Below are 19439 nucleotides of genomic sequence, written 5' to 3'. Positions count from 1 at the left end.
TCTACATTTTTTTCTCTTGAATGTTCAATACACTAATCGCTAACACTGCTTGCGTGCGGTTTTGAACATTCAGTTTTCTAAAAATCGCTGTCACATGGGCTTTAATGGTTGCTTCTGACACATCTAAGTCATAAGCAATCTGTTTATTTAACAAGCCTTCTGCCACCATCATCAACACTCTAAATTGCTGTGGTGTCAGTGATTGAATACGGGCTGCCAGTGCTGTTTCATCAGCAGTACAGACTTCGACATGATTATGATGTGGCAAGTTTGGTGGCAACCACAAATCACCATCCGAAACAGCTTGTATTGCTTCACTAATTAAATGTGGATTGGCAGATTTTGGAATATAGCCCATTGCACCATGTTCCATCGCACGTTGAATAATACTGACTTCTTCATGTGCAGATACCACAACAATTGGAATACTCGGATACTGGGCACGAACATGAACCAATGCAGAAAAGCCTGAAGCACCCGGTAAATTCAGATCAAGTAAAACTAAATCTGGTTCTGTACCACTTTCTAAGTGGGCATAAAACTCTTTCACTGTAGCCGTTTCTTTAATGTCCGCCAATGGAAAGCCCTGTCGCACTGCCTGAATGAGCGCATGGCGAAATAATGGGTGATCATCAACGATTAATATATTCATAAGCGCTTGGCCATACCTATTCAAAACGATCAGTCATGTCATTTTCTGATCAAAAGTTTACTTAATGTATTGAATATTACATTTTTTTCTTATGCTGTATTTATTTTTTTAATTTTTTTTAGTTTAAAGGGCTAAAACAATGACTTAGTTCAATAAAACTTAAAAAAACACGCATTTTAATCCCAAATTTTACTTATACATTACAGCGCTAAATTAAACGACGATATACATCTTTTAAAATGGTCTTGTCAGAAACTAGCAAATTGGCTCTTTTTATCGGTCACAAATCGGTCATATTCATACAGTAATTCATAATAAATAATCAGGTATGGAGGCCAAATGAATGGCTAAACAAGATTTACAAAGCGGGTTAAAGTCCCGCCATTTAGCAATGATTTCTATTGCTGGTGTGATTGGTGGTTCTTTATTTATTGGGTCAGGTAGTGTGATTTATGCCACAGGACCTGCAGCTGTTTTTGCATACGCATTGGGCGGTTTATTGGTCTTTTTAATTATGCGTATGCTTGGGGAAATGGCTGTACTTCACCCAGACAGTGGCTCATTTTCAACCTATGCAGACCGTGCCATTGGGCGATGGGCAGGCTTTACTATAGGTTGGTTATATTGGTCATTTTGGACTTTACTCATGGGCTGGGAAGCCTATGTGGCAGGAAAAATCTTGCACAGTTGGTTCCCGTTTCTTCCAATTTGGGGCTATATGCTGTTAGTCATTGTGGCACTGGTTGCTGTGAACTTACAAAATGTTAAAAAATATGGCGAGTTTGAGTTTTGGTTTGCTTTAATTAAAGTCGTTGCAATTGTAGTATTTCTTATCATTGGTAGCCTTGCTGTGATGCATTTTTGGCCTTGGGCAACCGAGCCAACAGCACAAGGCATTGGCCATTTAACAGACCAAGGACTGATGCCAAATGGTTTTTCTTCGGTAGTCACTGCTTTACTTGGGGTCATGTTTGCCTATATGGGGGCCGAGATTATTACTGTTGCAGCCGCTGAATCTAAAAACCCATCATTTGAAATTCGCCGTGCATCTAATTCAATTGTTTGGCGTATTATTTTGTTTTATGTCGGTTCTATGCTTATTACCGTCTGCCTTATTCCGTATAACAACCCTCTTCTTAAAGACCCAACATGGGGTACTTACAGCGTGGTACTCTCCGCACTAGGAGTCCCCGAAGCACGCCATATTGTAAATTTTGTGGTACTTACTTCTGTATGTAGCTGTTTTAACTCAGCACTATACACCTGCTCACGTATGCTATTTTCATTGTCAAAACGTGGCGATGCGCCAAAAGCATTTGCAAAGGTCAATGAGCACAGCAGTCCTAAATTTGCAGTAATTTTCTCAAGCCTATTTTCTGTTGTGGCGGTATATTTAACAGCAACGCAAAGCATGGACGTATATGACTTTCTAATGCTCACCACAGGTACAGTAGCACTTTATGTCTACTTAGCGATTGCTTTTTCACAGTTACGCATGCGTAAAAAAATGCAAGCTCAAGGCCAAGAGTTAACGTTCAAAATGTGGTTATTTCCATGGCTGACCTATTTAGTGATTATTTTCATTATTGGCTCTTTGGTCACCATGCTGATCGAAGGCACTTACTTTAAAGAAGTCACCTACACCACCATTTTAGCGTTGGTTATTGTTTGTATTGGCATGTTGGCACAAAAGCTTAATTGGGGCACGCAAAGCACCACAAAAGCAGATACTGAAGTCCAATAAAACTGTTTAAGTTGAATAAATAGATATCTTCAAAAGGGCGAAACAGTCGCCCTTTTGAATATTTACATTTCACATATCATGATCATTTTCATAGCGTTTATGTAATTAAGCGTTTAAGTTTATTTAGAATTTAAGGCACAATATTACTTTCATTTTTTGGGAATTTGACTGTGGCAGAAGAAAAAACAAATTCAATGGCAAATTTAGCCAACAATGTCAGTACACAAACACACGCCATATTTAATGAAAATAGCAAGTACCATGATGCCTACCAAACCATAGATAAAATTGTGGCCAGCTTTTGGGAGCGTGTACCCTATCTCTGTATTGCCATAATTGTATTCATTATTTTTTGGTTCTTATCCAAATTTTTTAAATTATTTGTGGTTCGAGCTTTATCTAACCGATCATATGCCAAGCAAAACCTTGTATTGGTACTGAACCGTGTAGGTAGTACGTTTATTATATTTTTTGGTTTCTTAATTGCCTTAGTGATTGCCATTCCAGGTTTTTCACCCGGTCAATTAATGAGTGCTTTAGGGATTGGTTCGGTTGCAATTGGTTTTGCATTTAAAGATATTTTCCAGAACTTACTGTCTGGTATTTTAATTTTATTAGGCGAACCATTTCGTATTGGCGATGCCATTATTTGTAATGGACTTGAAGGAACGGTTGAGGACATTCAAATTCGAGCAACCACACTACGCTCTTATGACGGACGTCGTATCGTGATTCCCAATGCAACTGTTTATACCAGCTCAATTACTGTAGTAACTGCCTATACACAACGCCGTTGTGAAATTAATGTGGGCATTGGCTATGATGATGACGTACAAAAAGCCAAAGCGGTTGTACTCGATATTTTGAAAAACCACAAAGATATTTTGAACCAACCTGCAAGTTTAGTAAACGTGACTGCACTGGGTGATTTTGCCATTAACCTAAATATTCGTTGGTGGATTGATACCAGTAACGTGACACTACTCAACGCCGCAAGCATGGTACACGAAGAAATTGTGACAGCATTTGCTAAAGAAGGGATTAGTATTCCATATCCTATTCAAGAGCAAATTACACAAGCACCACCGGTTCAAATAGAAAGCGAACCTAAAACATAAGGGATTGCTGTTTCAGTACGCAAAATTCGGTTGCCTAAACTCACAGTTTGGCAGCCGTTTTTTTTAAACAACTCAACTTCATAATCAATAAATCCACCTTCAGGCCCAATCACCAAACAACAAGGTTCAGCCATGTGTTCATGTGTAGTGGTTGCATAAGGGTGTGCGACATATACAGGCTGTTCAGGACAAACCATGCCAGACAAAACATCTTCCACAAAGGGTTTAAAGCGCTTATGCAGTTCGACCTGAGGAGCAACAGTGTCCCCCGCCTGTTCTAAACCAAGGGTAATATAATCATCTATTTGAGCAAGCAGTGGGCTTTGCCAATAACTTTTATCTACACGATAGCTGTGTATTAAAATTATTTTTTCTACCCCAAGCGTCACCGCATCCATAATGATACGGCGTAATACCTTGGGTCTCGGCAATGCCAACACCAATGTGATTGTACGTTTACGTGGTATGGTTTCAGGTTTTAAAATCTGTACATCTATCGTTTGTGCAGACACAGCAGTAATTTGCGTTAAATAACGCAGCTCATTTCGAATACCTACTTTAAGCGTATCGCCAACACCCAGCTTTAAATGGGTTTGAATATGCTGAACTTGGCGAGGTTCTGTAATGGATATTGTTGAAGCGATGGGTGTATCTTGAGGTAAAAGGACAATATTCATGACTGTGCCAAGAATCGATCAATCAGTGCAATATGACGTTGTAATGAGCCCTGATTTTGCTTAAATACCGCATCCGCCTGTGCCATCATTTCTATACCCTGTGCTTGCTGTTGCAACAAATCTATAAAACGCTCAGCTGCTTGAGTCGGTGTATCGACCACCTCTACCGCTTTTTTTTCAACAAACTCATCGACAATGGTCTGAAAATTAAAATAGTTTTTTCCAAGTACCGTAGCAACACCCAAAGCAATTGGCTCTAAAATATTATGCCCGCCCCCAGGTTCATTGAGTGAACCACCTACATAAGCCACCTGTGCCAAAGCATACCACAACCACAATTCACCCATGCTGTCTGCTAAATAGACTTGCGTATCGGCATCGACAACCTGCTGTAAACTACGACGTTTAACCGAAAGGCCCAGCTGTGTAATCTCTGAAAAAACAGCATCAAACCGCTCGGGATGTCTAGGTACAACAATACACAATAGGCTTTGGTCTTGCTTAAAATGTTCACATAGTGCCTGCACAAGTTGCTGTTCTTCTGGTGCATGTGTACTAGCAAGCACCAACACTTTACGCTGTTGTAATTGCCATGCTGTATACAAGGTGCGTGCTTTTTCGGCGACCCATTCAGGTGCATGTATATCAAACTTAATATTACCCAAAACTTGCATACACTGTGCGTCTTTTCCTAAGCTTTCGAAACGCTTTAGCGTGGCTTGATCTTGAGCCGCGATCCAATTTAATTGTTGGAGCATCGGTACAGTCAAACGCTTAAAACGCGCATAACCTTGAGCAGATTTTGCCGATAATCTGGCATTGAGTAATAACGTTGCAATGCCCTGCTCATGCAAACAAGATAATAAGTTTGGCCACAACTCCGTTTCCATCAGCAAAACCAATTTTGGTTGATAACACGCTAAAAACTGTAAGATATTTTCACGAAGGTCGGCAGGTAAAAAAACCGCTTGAAATAGATCAGGATATTTTTTTTCAAACAATGCTTTGGCTCTGGCTTGACCTGTTTTAGTGGTATTGGTCACCAGTACAGATTGCCCTTGTGCCAAGTAGTGCTCTATAAGCGGTTGTGCGGCATTGGTTTCACCCACAGATACCGCATGAAACCATAAGCTATGTGTATGTTTAGGCGAAGAAAATGGGCCAAAGCGTTGCAACAACTCTTGTTGTAGTGCATTTTCATCTGTTGCACGTTTGCGTATACGAGAGCGATATAACGGCTGAATGACTTTTAAAGCAAGCTGATACCAAAACGGAGGGCGCAAGAGAAGTCCTATAACAATGGTCATTTACCCATATTATAAAACAATCTTGCCAAATAAAGGGCTGTTTTTATAGAAGAGGCTTTTTCTTAGGATATATTATAGCAAACATAATAAAAATACACCCAAATATCTGATTAAAATATATTTTTTCAGACAAAAACAAATAAGACAATATATAAGCTGCTGGAATCTCTGACACAATTAAAAGCCCAACCCAGTGACTAGGTGTCTTTTGCGTACCAATCGTTAAAAAAATTAAAGGAAGCACGGTAGAAAAACAGGCATAAATTAATGCCCAAAATGCATTAGGACTCATGATATTGATAGTGGCATGATCTGAAAATAACACAACAGATACCAATAATGCACCCAAACTGGTCATTGCTGATTTTTCAAAAATGTTTTTGTTCTTAGCAACGTTTGCTGAAAATGTTAACATGAGACTATAGCTAAACGCTGCACCTACGCCCCAAATTAAGCCATAAAATGAGAAACTTAAATCTGGCGTATAACAAGAGATAAAAATACCAATCGTCACAACCAACATAGTGATTAAGCTATTTTTACAAGGAATATTTTTTCTAAGAAAATGTGACAGAAGAGGGGTCATCCATGATGACTGCATTAAAAACAATGTAGCAAGCGGTACACCGACATAGGTTAGAGCTTGGTAAAAGCAGTACGTTGTTGAAACAGTTAAAAATCCAGCTAATAGAAATGATAAGCTTTCGAACTTTGACAATAAGTTATTTTTTTCACTAAAAACAAATAAGATAAATAAAGTAAGAAAAGCAAAAAAATACATTGGCACAATTATTTGTTGTATAGAAAACCCATTCTGTTTAGCTAATGCCAGAATAACCCCTACAGTGGCATAAGATATTGCCCCTAGTACCACTAAAATAGCACCTATATTTTTCATAGAATCTTATTCCTTTCAAATATGATAGATCTCATATTCTTAGATGCGAATGCTCAATAAGTTTTAATATAATTAAAAAAGCTTTATATTTTTATAACAATTTTCTTAGTGCTTAGACTGCAAACGTCTATAACAAGACGTTTGCACATATCAATTTTTAATGATGACTAATGGCTGGGTAGTCGGTATACCCTTTATTTAGATCAGTACCATCTGATGGATACAGCGTATTGTAATCGACTGGGTTTAAAGGTAAGTCATGCTCTAAACGCTCCAACAAATCTGGATTAGCAATAAACAACTGACCAAATGCCACCGCATCGGCTTTATTTTCTGCCAATAATGCTTTTGCCGACGCTGCCGTTAGCTTTTCATTGGCAATCCAAGCACCATTAAATTGTTGACGTAATTCAGAACCAATACTGTCTTCAGCCTCATACTCTCTCGAAAATACAAAGGCAATGTGGCGTTGGCTGAGCTGTTGCATCACATAACCAAACGTTTGGGCAGGGTTATCATCATGCATATCATGCGAATCACCACGAGGGGCAATGTGTACACCGACACGCCCTGCACCCCAAACTTCAATCAGTACATCTACAATTTCAAGCAATAATCTTGCTCGGTTTTCTAATGTACCCCCATACATATCTGTACGTTGATTCGTCCCACTTTGTAAAAACTGGTCAACCAAATAGCCATTGGCTGCATGTAGCTCTACGCCATCAAAACCAGCTTCTTTGGCATGTATTGCCGCTTCTTTATATTGCGCAATAATGGTTTTAATTTCATCAATAGCTAATGCTCTTGGTGTAACGTATGGACGCATTGGACGTAACAAACTCACATGACCCTCAGGCTGTATAGCACTGGGTGCAACAGGTGTTTTTCCTGCCAATAGCTCAGGGTCAGAAATTCGGCCTACATGCCATAATTGCGTGACAATTTTTGCCCCTTGCTCATGTACTGCCTGAGTAATTTTCTTCCATGCGGTGGCTTGCTCTTTATTCCACAGCCCCGGGGTATTTTTATAGCCAACGGCATCTTCAGAAATGACCGTGGCTTCAGTTAGAATTAAACCCGCATTGGCACGTTGACGATAATATTCCACCATGAGTTCAGTGGGAATACGTTCATCTGTGCTTCGAGAGCGAGTCAGTGGTGCTAAAACCAAGCGGTTTTTCAGTTCAAGATCGCCCATTTTTAGTGGTGAATTGAGTGTTGTCATCATGTTCTCTTTTGCTTTATTTAGGGTTTAACTACACTTAAAGTGTGTCTTGCAAATAACGGACATATTGCTCAATCAAGGCTTCATTTCTAGAAAAATATGACCATTGGCCATATTTTCGTACGTTCACTAAACCTGAGTTTTGTAACACAGCCAAGTGGTTAGACATGGTCGATTGTGCAACATTGCCACGCTTTTCAATATGACCGGCACAAATCCCCTCTCGGCTGTAATCAACCGCTGGACTCGCCTCTAAAAAATACTGTTCGGGGTGCTTTAGCCACAATAGAATTTGTCGGCGTAAGGGATTAGCTAAAGCCTTACTAATTAAATCGATATCCATCACAGTTTTTGTAGTCATATTGAAGCTTGCCTTGAGTTAAACCAATATATCGTAATTATTCGATATTTAGATCGTATAATTACGATAAATATACATAAATAGAGCATACACCCTGAAAAACAATCATATCACACTGTTTAAATTTAAAATAAAAACTATACTTATCAAAGATATACCATATTTTAACCATAAAAAAGGCGTGATTTCTGCACGCCTTTTTTCATCAGATCATGTTAGCTATTTAAGGCAATAATGCACCTAGCTTTTCACCCATCACCACAGATGATTCGGCTTTAAATTCGTTATCCCATGCCATTTTGTCATTTTCAAATAAAACAATGGCTGTTGAACCCAAATAGAAACGCCCTAGCTCATCACCTTTTTTCAAAGTAATGTCATGCTTTTGCAACTCTAAACGACCTGAGGGCTTCACTTTACCCGTTGCTACAGTTTCAATGCCTGCCACAATCATTGCACCCACCAATACCACAGCCATACGGCCAATCTCGGTATCAAACAAGCACACCATGCGTTCATTACGGGCAAATAAACCTGGTACATTTTCAGCCGTTACCTGATTTACAGAAAACAACTCACCTGGTACATACAAGGTTTCTGTGAGTACACCATCAAATGGCATGTGTACACGGTGATAGTCTTTCGGTGACAAATAAATGGTCGTAAAGCAACCTTGCTTAAATGGGGCTGCCAACACAGGGTCAGCCACCAACTGTTCTACTGTGAATTTTTGTCCTTTGGCTTGAAAAACATCGCCATCTACAATATCGCCAATTTGCGAAATCGCACCGTCGGCAGGACAAACAATATGCTTGGGGTTGTCATCAATAGGGCGAATATTGCTTTGTAACGCACGCGTAAAAAATGCATTAAATGAGCTGTATTTACTAGCATTACTTTCTTCAGCAATCGACAGATCAATGCCATATTTAGCTTTAAATGCATGAATCGCCAAATTTTTTACAATTGGGTTTTCACTGGCTGCAACTTTTCCAACCACACGGCTGAGTTTGTGCTGTGGTACTAAACGCTGTGCTTTTAAAAACACATCTTTCTTTAATGATTCGAGGCTCAAAGTGGCTTCTCTCCCATAACAATCGGACTATTGGTCATGTTGCCCCATTCGCTCCATGCACCATCATACGCTCTCACCTGCCATTGCAATACACGTGCAATCACATAAGCAAGACCTGATCGGTGATGAGACTGGCAATAGACAACCACAGGCTGATCTAAATCAAAACCAATATCTTGTAAATTTTGCCGAATCTTGGCTAAAGGCTGTAATTTTAAATGATTTTCACGATCTAAAGCATCATCAAATGCGTAATGTAGTGCATTTGGAATATGTCCGCCTTTACGTGCTGCACGTTGCTGACCTGTATATTCATCAAAGGAGCGGCAGTCCCATACTTGAATTTGTTTTTTTTCAACAGCTTGCTTGAGTATTTCATAATCAATCTGATGGCTTTGACAACCATCTAAGCAGACTTGATAAAAATGACTCACGGGGTCAATTTCTGGAACAACCGTCGTTACAGGGTACTTTTTAGCCAACCATGCATGAATTCCACCATTGAGTAAGCTCGTCCGCTGAAAACCTGCACAGTGTAAGTTCCACAATAAACGGCTTGCCCATGCACCACCTTCATCATCATATGCCACCACATGATGCTCTGGTGAGAGGTTTAAATACTCAATAAGGGCTTGTAATTTGGCTTGATCAGGTAGCTTACCTGTTGCAAAGTCATGCTGTGCCACCAACTGTTTGGGCATGACATGCACCGCATTCGGAAGATGCAATTGCCGATATACAGATGCACGTGTCAGGTCAACAATGCGTAATTTTGAATGATCTAAATGCGGTAAAAGCTGTTCTGCATCTATCAATAAATCGAGGGAAAGGTCACAACACGTCATGGGAAATCAATTTTTGCAAATGTGCGTCTATACCCCATATCACAACTTGCAATATGGGTCATAGCATCACGGTTAATGTTGGCGTGGCTTATCAAAAACCTGCTGTAAATAAGCTAAAAAGGTATTGTTATCAGTCATGGTTTTCCCTGGACTATCAGAGATTTTTGCCACAGACTGGCCATTACACTCAACCAATTTCAGCACCACATTGAGTGGTGTGACACCTAAATCATTGGTTAAATTGGTGCCAATACCAAAGCTCACTTTAAAGCGATCTTTAAAATATTGATACAAGTTCCATGCCATATCTAAATTCAGCCCATCACTAAAGGTCAACATTTTGGTTTTACTGTCAATTTTTAGTTTTTGGTAATGAGCATAAGCTTTATCACCCCAGACATACGGGTCACCACTGTCATGGCGTAAACCATCAAACAACTTAGCAAAGTACAGGTCGAAGTCATCTAAAAATGCATCCATACCGACCACATCGGTCAGCGCAATGCCTAAATCACCACGGTATTCTTGTACCCATGCTTCAAGAGCTGCTTTTTGGAAGTCACGCAAACGTACATCAAGTGCCTGAAAAGCCTGTAAAAACTCATGAGCCATCGTACCAATTGGGGTAATACCTAACTCTTTGGCCAATAACACATTACTTGTACCTCTAAACATCTGTGGTACCTGCTGTGTAAACTGCTCAACCACATGACGATGCCATGCCAAGCTATAACGGCGTCTGGTGCCAAAATCAGAAATTAAAAAGGGTTCTTCTAATGCATCTTGTTGTTGCTGTAGCGATTTTAACGTGGCAATTTTTTGTTGTAAGCGTTTTTCACCCTCTGCAAGTACCACATCTGAATGCAAGCGCGTAAAGTACAACTCATTGACAATCGCAAGTACAAATATTTCAAACATCATGGCCTGTACCATTGGGCCTTCAATATGAATATCTAAACGCCCCTCGGCATCTATGCTTGCAACAATAAAACGGCGTTTGAGCTGAAATAACTCTAAATAGTCAACAAAATCACTTTTAATAAAACGTAAGCCACGTAAATACTGCAACTCATCTTGGCTAAAACGTAAAGTACAAAGCAAATCAAGTTGATGGTTTAAATCCGCTAAAATTTCAGGCAACGGATACACCGTATCTTGCAAATTACGGCAACGAAATTGGTACACGCTATGGGTTTGTGGGAACTTATGTAGCACCACTTGTAGCATAGTAAATTTATATAAATCTGTATCGAGCAATGAGCGTATTATTGGTTTCATATCAGTCGAAATATTTTAGCCTGATGCATTAAAGCATATTTTTTATGAGTTCAGCCGATACAATGAACTAAAAGTGTAGAAAAGTCTTTTTAAAACTGATTTAATTTTGTGTAAAAAATCACATGAGATCAAACAATGCGAGCATTAATCCAACGTGTTCAAGAGGCCAAAGTGGTGGTCGATGAACAAACTGTTGCCGAAATTCAACACGGCTTATTGGTTTTTATTGGCATTGCACAAACAGACACTTTAGACACAGCAAAAAAGCTGATTGATAAAGTCTTTAAATACCGAATATTTGAAGATGCAGATGGCAAAATGGGCTGGAATGTGAACCAAGCACAGGGCAAAGTGCTATTGGTTTCTCAATTTACACTCATGGCCAATACACAAAAAGGCCTACGCCCTGACTTTGGCCCTGCAATGCCACCGAGTGAAGCAAAACAACTCTACGATGCATTGATTGATTACACTCATGCAACCTATGCAGGCGTAGAAACAGGTATTTTTGGGGCAGATATGAAGGTGCATTTAGTCAACGATGGCCCTGTCACCTTCAACTTAGAATGCACCATTTAAACAACGTTTAACGACCAAATTTACGGCGAATAAATACGCGTGCTTGATTCACTTTTTGTTCTACAGATTTTGGCATTGTTGGTGGTAATAGCTGCATGATTTTACTAAACAACACCAATAGTTTTAGATCACCATCAACGGCAATGCTGTTATCTTTTAATCCTGCCATAAATGCACTTGGGTCACCTTTGAGCAGTGTTTTCACCCCGTGGTCACTGTCTTGAAAAATCAGATTAAAATCTGCTTCTACTTTTTGACCCGATACGGTTTCGACTTTGCCTTGGTCTATAATAATTTGTCGTGCAAAGCCTTTTTGTGTACTCATTTGAATACGCACCTTACGGTCGTGGGTCAGTTCTATAAATTTAGGACTGGTTTTAGCCAGTTGTTTCATGCGTAACACAATGCCTGTAACCGCAAGATCTAAAGGATCTGTACTCACATCGACTAACGGTAGTTTTACCACAGGAATTGAAGAAAGATTCATGAAAAGGCCTATGTATGCTTAATTATAAACTAACCATACATATTACCACAGCTCATACATAGCCCTAGATTTAAGATGGCTAAGTTTGTAACTTTTTTTAATATGCATTAAAAAAGGCATACATATAGTACGCCTTTTTTTAACAGTGTGTTTATGTATTCAGTTTAGCGTTCATCATCATATATTGGTGTGTGTTCAATCAGTGATCTGCTTGAGATATCACGCTGCTCTGTTGCATCTAAGCGTAATAAAATATAGATCAGCCCTAACATCATCACACTCATGGCGGTGAGGTAGGCATACAATGTTGGCCATTCTGTAACCTGTTGTACCACTAAACGTAAAATTTCGACACTACCCCAAAACACCATACCCGCAAACATAAAACCAAGCCACTGACGATATGGTGAGAAAAACACCACGACTAAGGCGGTCATAATTAACCCTACACCAAGCATCATGGCAAAATTTGCTGTTAGCATATAACCTCCACAAAACACTCTATACGAGTGATCTAGCTACAATCGAGTAATCAAGCAATTTGTTGCTGTTTACACAATCTCTCAAGCTTTTAAATAAGATCTGCGTTCAGCACTTGAGCCATTATGCAAAAAAAAAATGAAAAAAACAGTGCCTTTTTTTTATGAAACGACACAGCTTGTCGCAATAGTATTTTGTCATTACAGTTTTTTTTTTGCTCTTTGGTACAAAAGCGTGGTGCAACATAGCTTAGGCTGTCATTACAAAAACATACCATGCAAAAAAACAGTCGTATTATTTTTTATGAGAAAAAATGTTGTGCTTAATCGGTTTTTGGCAATGCCAGATAGTGGTGCATGAAATGGCTTTTTAAACCACTCACCTGCCATACACCACACCAAAATTAAATATCGCTATGACCTAAAAGATACAACACGGCATCTAAACCAACGTGTGAAATGGCCTGTTGCGCAGCAGCTCGTACTTTAGGTTTAGCATGAAATGCTACCCCAAGCCCTGCCAATGACAACATCGGTAAATCATTTGCACCATCGCCCACAGCCACAGTTTGAGCCAAAGTTAAGCCGTGTTGCTCTGCCAGTTGCTGAAGTAATACCGCTTTACGCTGTGCATCAACAACCGTGCCTACCACATTGCCCGTGACTTCACCATCTACAACATCTAAAACATTGGCATGTACTTCGTGTAGTCCAAGCTTATCTTTTAAATAGTTGGCAAAGAATACAAAGCCACCTGAAAAAATAGCCGTGTGATAGCCTTGAGCTTTCAAGGTGCTAATTAAACGGGCCGCCCCTTCATTGATGGTCAGCCGATCTGCAATTTGCTCAAGTACACTGGCATCAAGCCCTTTAAGCAATGCTACACGTGCACGAAAACTCTGCTGAAAATCTAGCTCACCTTGCATGGCACGTTCGGTAATTTCAGCCACTTGTTCGCCAATACCCGCCTCTTTTGCCAGCTCATCAATGACTTCTTGGCCAATTAAAGTCGAGTCCATATCAAAACAAATCAGCTGACGACTCACTTGCGTGGCTTCAAAGTCTTGTACAGTCACATCAATACCAATCTGTGCAGACAAGGCCAAACACGCTTGACGGAGTGGCTCTATGCTGTGCGTTTGGGGTGATGCAATGGTTAGTTGCTGCACATAGTACGGCGTTCCCTCAGACAATGTACGACAAGTGATTGTACTAAGATCAAGCCCTTGTTGCGTCAGCATGTTGGTCACAGCATCTATATGCGTGCTGAGTGATTCACGGCCGAATAACGTCACGACATAACGCGCGTTGTGCTCTGAATTTGTCATTTATCTATCTTCTGCGTTACAAATTGGTTTCAATCAAGCAATCGCTATGATTTCTTATGTTAAAATTAGCTTGATTTATGGGTAGATACAACCTGATGTTGCACGAAAACAGAAGGTCATGTATATAAATCAAACATATGCCTATGATTGGTAATAAAAACACGCTGTACTACGGCTGTAATAGGCAGACGCTATTGTAGTCATAAAATGAGCATAAAATAAACGACTCTGATTTGGAAATATATCTTGAACGCACCTAGACAAGGGCTTTTTGCCAGCCTACTTATTGTATGTTTTGTACTGCAAACACTGCTATTGGTGATTGCAACAACCCACCAATTAAAAGAAAATCGTGCGAGCCAAGGCCAACTCATGACCAGTCAGCTCATTACCGACAGTCTGCCTGAAATGACTCCACCGAATACGGTGTCTTTGGCACTGATTAGTAATCGCTATGCCACTAATCCAAGTGTGGCCTCTTTACGTATTTTGGATGCCAGCCAACAAGTTTTAGCCACTGCTGGTCTAGAGCGTACCCGCACAGGTGAAGTGTTCTCAAGAGATATTTTACAAGGCGACCGTAAAATTGGGCAAGTTGAACTCACGCTCATTGAACCAAGCATGGGGGAAATTTTACGTAGTGAATGGTTAGCCCTTACCTTATCTTTACTACTGTATATTTTTCTATGGCTTGCCTACCGCCTGATTGCACGACCAACACGCAGTGAATATTTAACCCGTGTACAGCATGAAAACGAGCTAAAACAACAAATAGATACTTTAAAACAGGCTCTTGAAAATAATGAGCAAACAACGGCTACACCACAAGCGGTCGTCAGCCCAGAGCCCGAAGAAGACGTACAGCAAAGTACAGACCATCTCCTGAATGAAAAAACCATTTGTTTAAACATTCAATTTTATGACCCTAAAGGATTACTAGATAGCGTCAGTCAATCTGTCGCCCAGTCTTATTTTAATTTGTGTCAAATGTTTTTAAATAAAGCCATTACCCAGTGCTCACAACATTATAATATTGCCGTTGATGACTTTATTATTAGCGAAAGTTTTGATGCAGAGGGGGCAACTATTTATATAGATGCAGAAAAATACAAAGATGCAGAATGTTTAATGATGATTTCTGCCGTATTCCAAATGCTCTCAGATGTCCTCTACAGACGCTACAGAGAGGAAAAACGCTTTGTACTGCAAACACGTTGTGCCATTTCAAGTGCTGTAAAGGACATGCAACTCGATGCGACTGCTGCATCTAAGCGCTTAACGCAGTCTTTAAGCAGTAAAGAAAGTGCAGTGTATGTCAACCATAAGTTTTTACAAAGCATGACACAGTGCTATCAGCTCGTCACACTGCCCCACCCAACCAATGCTTTAACGAGACATGCCTATTTAATTAATGGCATGAACCATGAGTGTGCAGAGTTAGCACAGCGTATGCGAACACAAATTTTAAAGGGATAGTCTACTTTCAATCAGACCAATGCCCCAATTTCTACATATTGGGGCATTGTATAAAAGCTATTTCATACTAAAAAGAAACGTCCCCTTCTAAGCGACAACTTACTTCAAACCATCTTTCTATTTCTATACAAAGCTATAAATAAATACATCGTTTTTACACCAATGTACGCATGCTTTGAGTGAAGTAAGCAGATATGATTGAAGCTGGACAATAAATAAAGCACAGGATGATTTATTCCAGATACCATCAAAATACGGCTTATCTCTTTTCATCGCTTACAATTTACTTTATTGTAGCTTCATAGACCCATGCGACTTACCCATAACTTGTAAGTACAAAAACCACGACGGATTAACAACAAGCCCAAGGCATTGGCCAAACAATGCAATGGGTGCAGGTAAAAGAAATGCCACTCAATACTGTAGAAGAACTCATCGAAGATATCCGTGCTGGAAAAATGGTTATTTTAATGGACGATGAAGACCGAGAAAACGAAGGTGACTTGGTCATGGCAGCAACACATGTTCGCCCTGAAGACATTAACTTTATGATTACCCATGCACGCGGTTTAGTTTGTCTCACTTTAAGTAAAGAGCGTTGCCAACAATTAAAACTTCCGCTCATGGTCGACCAAAACGGCGCACAACACGGTACCAACTTCACTCTGTCTATTGAGGCACGTGAAGGCATTACCACAGGAATTTCTCCTGCTGAACGTGCTCATACCATTCGTACAGCGGTTTCACCACAAGCAAAACCGACAGACATTGTACAACCAGGCCACATTTTCCCACTCATGGCACAGCCAGGTGGTGTATTACACCGTGCAGGACATACCGAAGCAGGCTCTGATTTGTCACGTCTTGCAGGTTTAGAGCCCGCATCTGTCATCTGTGAAATCATTAATGAAGACGGCACAATGGCACGTCGTGCAGATTTAGAGAAATTTGCCGAGAAACATGGCTTAAAAATTGGTACAATCGCCGACCTGATTCATCACCGTATGACCAGTGAACAAACTGTTGAACGTTTAAGCCAAGAAACCATCAATACAGAATACGGTTCTTTTGAGCTTTTTCGCTACAAAGAACACGGCAGTGCAGAAACACATTTGGCCATTGTTAAAGGTGAGCCAAAAGAAGGCGTGACGACGGTACGTGTGCATGGCTTTAACCCACTACGTGATTTACTCAAACTTAAAAAACCTACGGGTGAAACAGGTTGGAGTTTAGACCGATCTTTACAATATATTGCCGACAGCGAGCGTGCAGTTTTAGTATGGATTGGACAAAATCACTTGTTAGACTTAGGCCCAGCACTCAATGCACTGAACTTACCTAAAGCGGCAAAGTCAAGTTCAGAGCTGTCTAGACAGTACCAAACCACAGGTGTGGGTGCACAAATTTTGCGTGATTTAGGTGTGGAGAAAATGAAACTCCTCAGCTCACCGCTACGTTTTAATGCACTATCTGGCTTTAACTTAGAAGTGGTAGAATATATTTCTGCTGATCAGTCGACTGAAAAATAAGAGGTTATTATGGCTATTCGCCGTATTGAAGGTTTAATGCATTTGGCAGGTGAAGGCCATTATGCAATTGTTGTTGGTCGTTTTAACAGTTTTGTGGTTGAACACCTGTTAGAAGGTGCAATTGACACACTTAAACGTCATGGTGTTGCAGAAGAAAATATTACAGTTGTTCATGCACCTGGTGCATGGGAACTTCCTGTTGTGGCTAAAAAACTAGCAACAACATCAACTTATGATGCCATTATTGCGCTTGGTGCCGTAATTCGTGGAAGCACACCTCACTTTGATTTTGTTGCAGGTGAATGTGCTAAAGGTTTAGGTGTGGTTGGTTTAGACACAGGCTTACCTGTGATTAATGGTGTTCTCACCACCGACAGCATTGAACAAGCCATCGAACGCTCAGGTACTAAAGCGGGCAACAAAGGCAGCGAAGCTGCTTTGACAGCCATTGAAATGGTTAACTTGTTAAAGGCAATTTAATCGATGTCACAAACATTACAGGCAGTGTATGCTGCAAAACGCAAAGCACGTCGCTTTGCGGTTCAGGGTATCTACGAGTGGCAAATGAGCCACAATCCATCGCATCAAATTGAAGCACGTACACGTGCAGACAATGCTATGCATAAAGTAGATTTAAACTACTACCATGAACTGCTCACACAAGTGGTAACAGAACATGAAGTATTAGATCAACTTTTACTGAGCGTATTAGACCGTGAACTTTCAGCTTTAGATGGTGTCGAGCTTGCAATTTTACGTCTAGGTGCTTACGAGTTGCGTGATCATGCCGAAATTCCTTACCGTGTGGTTTTGGACGAAGCGATTGAGCTAGCAAAACACTTTGGTGGTGCAGACAGCCACAAGTACATTAATGGTGTACTTGACCGCTTGGCGCAAACATTACGCCAAGCTGAAAAACAAGCTTAATACAGAAAAAAAGATCATCTATGGCTGAATTTTCAATAATTGAACAGTACTTCAAGCAAGCGCGCTTGTACCAAAACAATGTTGTACTGGGCATTTGCGATGATTCAGCCATTATTGCCCCGCCCTCAAATCATGAATTGGTCATTTGTACCGACACATCGGTTGAAGGACGGCACTTCCCTACCACGACGGCAGCACATGCCGTGGGTTGGAAAAGTGTTGCAGTCAATTTATCTGACTTGGCTGCAATGGGCGCAACCCCACACAGTATTCTACTGGCAATCACACTCCCTCAAATAGACCATGCATGGCTCAAAGACTTTTCACAAGGCATATTTGATTGTTGTGCACCTTATGCCGTTGACCTCATTGGTGGAGATACCACCCAAGGCAACCAACTGACTGTGTCTGTCACAGCATTAGGTTGGGTTGAAAAAGGCCAAGCCATTACCCGAAAAGGGGCTTGTATCGGTGATTATATTGTGGTGAGTGGACAACTTGGTGATGCCGCTTTTGGCTTACAGCATCTTGGACACCCTCTACAACAACGCTTAGATTACCCTAGCCCTCGTTGTACGCTCGGCCAACAACTCAAAGGTCTGGCATCGAGTATGATTGACCTTTCAGATGGCCTGATTCAAGATTTAAAGCATATTTTAACAGCATCAAATGTTGGGGCGACACTCGACTTAGAAAATTTGCCATTAGACCCTGTACTACAAAAGCAACCTCAACAACAGCAGTGGCAATATGCATTGGCAGGTGGCGATGACTACGAACTATGTTTCACAATCTCAGAAAAACACTATCAAATACTGCAACAACAAAATTTATCTACCCCTATCACAGTGATTGGACGTATAGAAGAACAGCTCGGGCTTAGGTTACATTACCAAAAACAACGACAAACATTAGATTTACATGGATACCAACACTTTGCATAAACCTGAACTTCGTTTTAGTCGCCTGTCTTGGCCACAACGTTTGGTTGTTTTTTTAGGTGTTGGACTCGGTTCAGGGCTTGCACCTAAAGCCCCTGGCACATTTGGCTCAGCATTTGCTTTATTATTTATACCCATCTGGTACAGCATTGGTTTTAACTTATCTTTGCTCGCCATTATTATCATGTCAGTCTTAGGGATTGCCATTTGTGGGCAAACAGCCAAAATTATGCAGGTGCATGACGATGGTCGCATTGTTTGGGATGAATTCGCGGGTCAATCCATTACCTTTTTGCCTTTAATCTATTTTAATATCATGAGTGTACAATGGTTAGTGGTTGGTTTTGCACTGTTTCGCTTATTTGATATTTGGAAACCGTGGCCAATTTGTGTAGCTGACAAAAAATTGTCAGGTGGGTTTGGTATTATGTTTGATGACCTACTGGCAGGTATATGGGCTGCACTGTGTATTGTGCTTTATTTATCAATTTAACTACATACAACTTTGTA

20 protein-coding genes and 1 pseudogene are annotated in these 19439 nt (G+C 40.4%); 9 read left to right on the top strand and 12 right to left on the bottom strand.

Annotated elements, in window-relative coordinates; genetic code table 11:
• Window position 1: 1 nt before the first annotated feature.
• Window positions 2–652, bottom strand: a complete 651-nt coding sequence (locus I2F31_RS08240) for a response regulator (protein ID WP_195768697.1) — start codon at window positions 650–652, stop codon at window positions 2–4.
• Window positions 653–995: 343 nt separating this feature from the next.
• On the opposite strand from I2F31_RS08240, the gene I2F31_RS08235 reads away from it, so the two are divergent.
• Window positions 996–2396 carry an amino acid permease gene (locus I2F31_RS08235; RefSeq protein ID WP_195768698.1) on the top strand — a complete coding sequence of 467 codons (1401 nt, stop codon included), beginning with the start codon at window positions 996–998 and terminating at the stop codon, window positions 2394–2396.
• A gap of 194 nt (window positions 2397–2590) precedes the next feature.
• On the top strand, window positions 2591–3514 hold the full coding sequence (locus tag I2F31_RS08230; RefSeq protein ID WP_195768833.1) for a mechanosensitive ion channel family protein: 924 nt from the start codon (window positions 2591–2593) through the stop codon (window positions 3512–3514).
• Here I2F31_RS08230 and I2F31_RS08225 read toward each other — a convergent pair.
• From I2F31_RS08225 to pncB, 8 genes are all read right to left on the bottom strand, one after another.
• Window positions 3487–4191 carry a 16S rRNA (uracil(1498)-N(3))-methyltransferase gene (locus I2F31_RS08225; RefSeq protein WP_195768699.1) on the bottom strand — a complete coding sequence of 235 codons (705 nt, stop codon included), beginning with the start codon at window positions 4189–4191 and terminating at the stop codon, window positions 3487–3489. The two genes, I2F31_RS08230 and I2F31_RS08225, sit on opposite strands and share 28 nt — an antisense overlap.
• A complete protein-coding gene (locus I2F31_RS08220) occupies window positions 4188–5474 on the bottom strand; it encodes a 3-deoxy-D-manno-octulosonic acid transferase (protein WP_195773802.1) in 1287 nt (428 codons plus the stop codon). Before I2F31_RS08220 ends, I2F31_RS08225 begins: the two co-directional genes overlap by 4 nt.
• Before the next feature lie 67 nt (window positions 5475–5541).
• Window positions 5542–6396, bottom strand: a complete 855-nt coding sequence (locus tag I2F31_RS08215; RefSeq protein ID WP_195768701.1) for a DMT family transporter — start codon at window positions 6394–6396, stop codon at window positions 5542–5544.
• A 157-nt stretch (window positions 6397–6553) separates the two neighbouring features.
• Window positions 6554–7624 carry an alkene reductase gene (locus I2F31_RS08210; protein ID WP_195768702.1) on the bottom strand — a complete coding sequence of 357 codons (1071 nt, stop codon included), beginning with the start codon at window positions 7622–7624 and terminating at the stop codon, window positions 6554–6556.
• A gap of 37 nt (window positions 7625–7661) precedes the next feature.
• On the bottom strand, window positions 7662–7967 hold the full coding sequence (locus I2F31_RS08205) for an ArsR/SmtB family transcription factor (protein ID WP_195768834.1): 306 nt from the start codon (window positions 7965–7967) through the stop codon (window positions 7662–7664).
• A gap of 241 nt (window positions 7968–8208) precedes the next feature.
• Window positions 8209–9060: an archaetidylserine decarboxylase gene (gene asd / locus I2F31_RS08200; RefSeq protein WP_195768703.1), complete on the bottom strand. Its 852-nt coding sequence runs from the start codon at window positions 9058–9060 to the stop codon at window positions 8209–8211.
• Window positions 9057–9905 (bottom strand): sulfurtransferase, encoded by an 849-nt coding sequence (locus I2F31_RS08195; protein ID WP_195773732.1) that lies wholly within the window; start codon window positions 9903–9905, stop codon window positions 9057–9059. The genes asd and I2F31_RS08195 overlap by 4 nt, the downstream gene beginning before the upstream one ends.
• Window positions 9906–9977: 72 nt before the next feature.
• Window positions 9978–11183, bottom strand: coding sequence for a nicotinate phosphoribosyltransferase (pncB, locus tag I2F31_RS08190; protein ID WP_195773731.1), 1206 nt, complete (start codon window positions 11181–11183; stop codon window positions 9978–9980).
• A 135-nt stretch (window positions 11184–11318) separates the two neighbouring features.
• Between pncB and dtd the strand changes: the two genes are divergently transcribed.
• The gene (dtd, locus tag I2F31_RS08185) at window positions 11319–11762 is read left to right on the top strand and encodes a D-aminoacyl-tRNA deacylase (RefSeq protein WP_195768706.1); all 444 of its coding nucleotides are present in this window, start codon (window positions 11319–11321) and stop codon (window positions 11760–11762) included.
• A gap of 7 nt (window positions 11763–11769) precedes the next feature.
• On the opposite strand, the gene I2F31_RS08180 is transcribed toward dtd, so the two are convergent.
• From I2F31_RS08180 to serB, 3 genes and pseudogenes are all read right to left on the bottom strand, one after another.
• On the bottom strand, window positions 11770–12249 hold the full coding sequence (locus I2F31_RS08180) for an SCP-2 sterol transfer family protein (protein ID WP_195768707.1): 480 nt from the start codon (window positions 12247–12249) through the stop codon (window positions 11770–11772).
• Between the two features lie 164 nt (window positions 12250–12413).
• On the bottom strand, window positions 12414–12731 hold the full coding sequence (gene aciT, locus I2F31_RS08175; RefSeq protein ID WP_195768708.1) for an AciT family ciprofloxacin tolerance protein: 318 nt from the start codon (window positions 12729–12731) through the stop codon (window positions 12414–12416).
• A 401-nt stretch (window positions 12732–13132) separates the two neighbouring features.
• Window positions 13133–14032 (bottom strand): annotated as a pseudogene (serB, locus tag I2F31_RS08170) (phosphoserine phosphatase SerB); the annotation flags it as partial.
• 270 nt (window positions 14033–14302) lie between these two features.
• On the opposite strand from serB, the gene I2F31_RS08165 reads away from it, so the two are divergent.
• The 6 genes from I2F31_RS08165 to I2F31_RS08140 all read left to right on the top strand — a co-directional run bounded on the left by I2F31_RS08165 (window position 14303) and on the right by I2F31_RS08140 (window position 19422).
• Window positions 14303–15532 (top strand): hypothetical protein, encoded by a 1230-nt coding sequence (locus tag I2F31_RS08165; RefSeq protein ID WP_195768710.1) that lies wholly within the window; start codon window positions 14303–14305, stop codon window positions 15530–15532.
• Between the two features lie 407 nt (window positions 15533–15939).
• Window positions 15940–17061 carry a bifunctional 3,4-dihydroxy-2-butanone-4-phosphate synthase/GTP cyclohydrolase II gene (gene ribBA / locus I2F31_RS08160; protein ID WP_195768835.1) on the top strand — a complete coding sequence of 374 codons (1122 nt, stop codon included), beginning with the start codon at window positions 15940–15942 and terminating at the stop codon, window positions 17059–17061.
• 9 nt (window positions 17062–17070) lie between these two features.
• Complete coding sequence (gene ribH, locus I2F31_RS08155; RefSeq protein WP_092746576.1) at window positions 17071–17541, top strand: 6,7-dimethyl-8-ribityllumazine synthase; 471 nt, start codon at window positions 17071–17073, stop codon at window positions 17539–17541.
• 3 nt (window positions 17542–17544) lie between these two features.
• Window positions 17545–17988 (top strand): transcription antitermination factor NusB, encoded by a 444-nt coding sequence (gene nusB / locus I2F31_RS08150; RefSeq protein ID WP_195768711.1) that lies wholly within the window; start codon window positions 17545–17547, stop codon window positions 17986–17988.
• A gap of 20 nt (window positions 17989–18008) precedes the next feature.
• Window positions 18009–18932 carry a thiamine-phosphate kinase gene (gene thiL / locus I2F31_RS08145; RefSeq protein ID WP_195768712.1) on the top strand — a complete coding sequence of 308 codons (924 nt, stop codon included), beginning with the start codon at window positions 18009–18011 and terminating at the stop codon, window positions 18930–18932.
• A complete protein-coding gene (locus I2F31_RS08140; RefSeq protein WP_195773729.1) occupies window positions 18910–19422 on the top strand; it encodes a phosphatidylglycerophosphatase A family protein in 513 nt (170 codons plus the stop codon). Before thiL ends, I2F31_RS08140 begins: the two co-directional genes overlap by 23 nt.
• The last annotated feature ends 17 nt before the right edge of the window (window positions 19423–19439 follow it).

The sequence above is a fragment of the Acinetobacter rathckeae genome (assembly GCF_015627125.1).
GTDB classification, from domain to species: Bacteria; Pseudomonadota; Gammaproteobacteria; order Pseudomonadales; family Moraxellaceae; genus Acinetobacter; species Acinetobacter rathckeae.
This window is presented reverse-complemented; position numbering and strand designations above follow the sequence as displayed.

Bases quoted from the DNA above. Each gene is read 5' to 3' on its own strand.
- I2F31_RS08240 (WP_195768697.1), bottom strand. From the start codon at position 652: ATGAATATATTAATCGTTGATGATCACCCATTATTTCGCCATGCGCTC.
- I2F31_RS08235 (WP_195768698.1), top strand. From the start codon at position 996: ATGGCTAAACAAGATTTACAAAGCGGGTTAAAGTCCCGCCATTTAGCA.
- I2F31_RS08230 (WP_195768833.1), top strand. From the start codon at position 2,591: ATGGCAAATTTAGCCAACAATGTCAGTACACAAACACACGCCATATTT.
- I2F31_RS08225 (WP_195768699.1), bottom strand. From the start codon at position 4,191: ATGAATATTGTCCTTTTACCTCAAGATACACCCATCGCTTCAACAATA.
- I2F31_RS08215 (WP_195768701.1), bottom strand. From the start codon at position 6,396: ATGAAAAATATAGGTGCTATTTTAGTGGTACTAGGGGCAATATCTTAT.
- I2F31_RS08210 (WP_195768702.1), bottom strand. From the start codon at position 7,624: ATGACAACACTCAATTCACCACTAAAAATGGGCGATCTTGAACTGAAA.
- I2F31_RS08205 (WP_195768834.1), bottom strand. From the start codon at position 7,967: ATGGATATCGATTTAATTAGTAAGGCTTTAGCTAATCCCTTACGCCGA.
- I2F31_RS08195 (WP_195773732.1), bottom strand. From the start codon at position 9,905: ATGACGTGTTGTGACCTTTCCCTCGATTTATTGATAGATGCAGAACAG.
- pncB (WP_195773731.1), bottom strand. From the start codon at position 11,183: ATGAAACCAATAATACGCTCATTGCTCGATACAGATTTATATAAATTT.
- dtd (WP_195768706.1), top strand. From the start codon at position 11,319: ATGCGAGCATTAATCCAACGTGTTCAAGAGGCCAAAGTGGTGGTCGAT.
- I2F31_RS08180 (WP_195768707.1), bottom strand. From the start codon at position 12,249: ATGAATCTTTCTTCAATTCCTGTGGTAAAACTACCGTTAGTCGATGTG.
- aciT (WP_195768708.1), bottom strand. From the start codon at position 12,731: ATGCTAACAGCAAATTTTGCCATGATGCTTGGTGTAGGGTTAATTATG.
- ribBA (WP_195768835.1), top strand. From the start codon at position 15,940: ATGCCACTCAATACTGTAGAAGAACTCATCGAAGATATCCGTGCTGGA.
- ribH (WP_092746576.1), top strand. From the start codon at position 17,071: ATGGCTATTCGCCGTATTGAAGGTTTAATGCATTTGGCAGGTGAAGGC.
- nusB (WP_195768711.1), top strand. From the start codon at position 17,545: ATGTCACAAACATTACAGGCAGTGTATGCTGCAAAACGCAAAGCACGT.
- thiL (WP_195768712.1), top strand. From the start codon at position 18,009: ATGGCTGAATTTTCAATAATTGAACAGTACTTCAAGCAAGCGCGCTTG.
- I2F31_RS08140 (WP_195773729.1), top strand. From the start codon at position 18,910: ATGGATACCAACACTTTGCATAAACCTGAACTTCGTTTTAGTCGCCTG.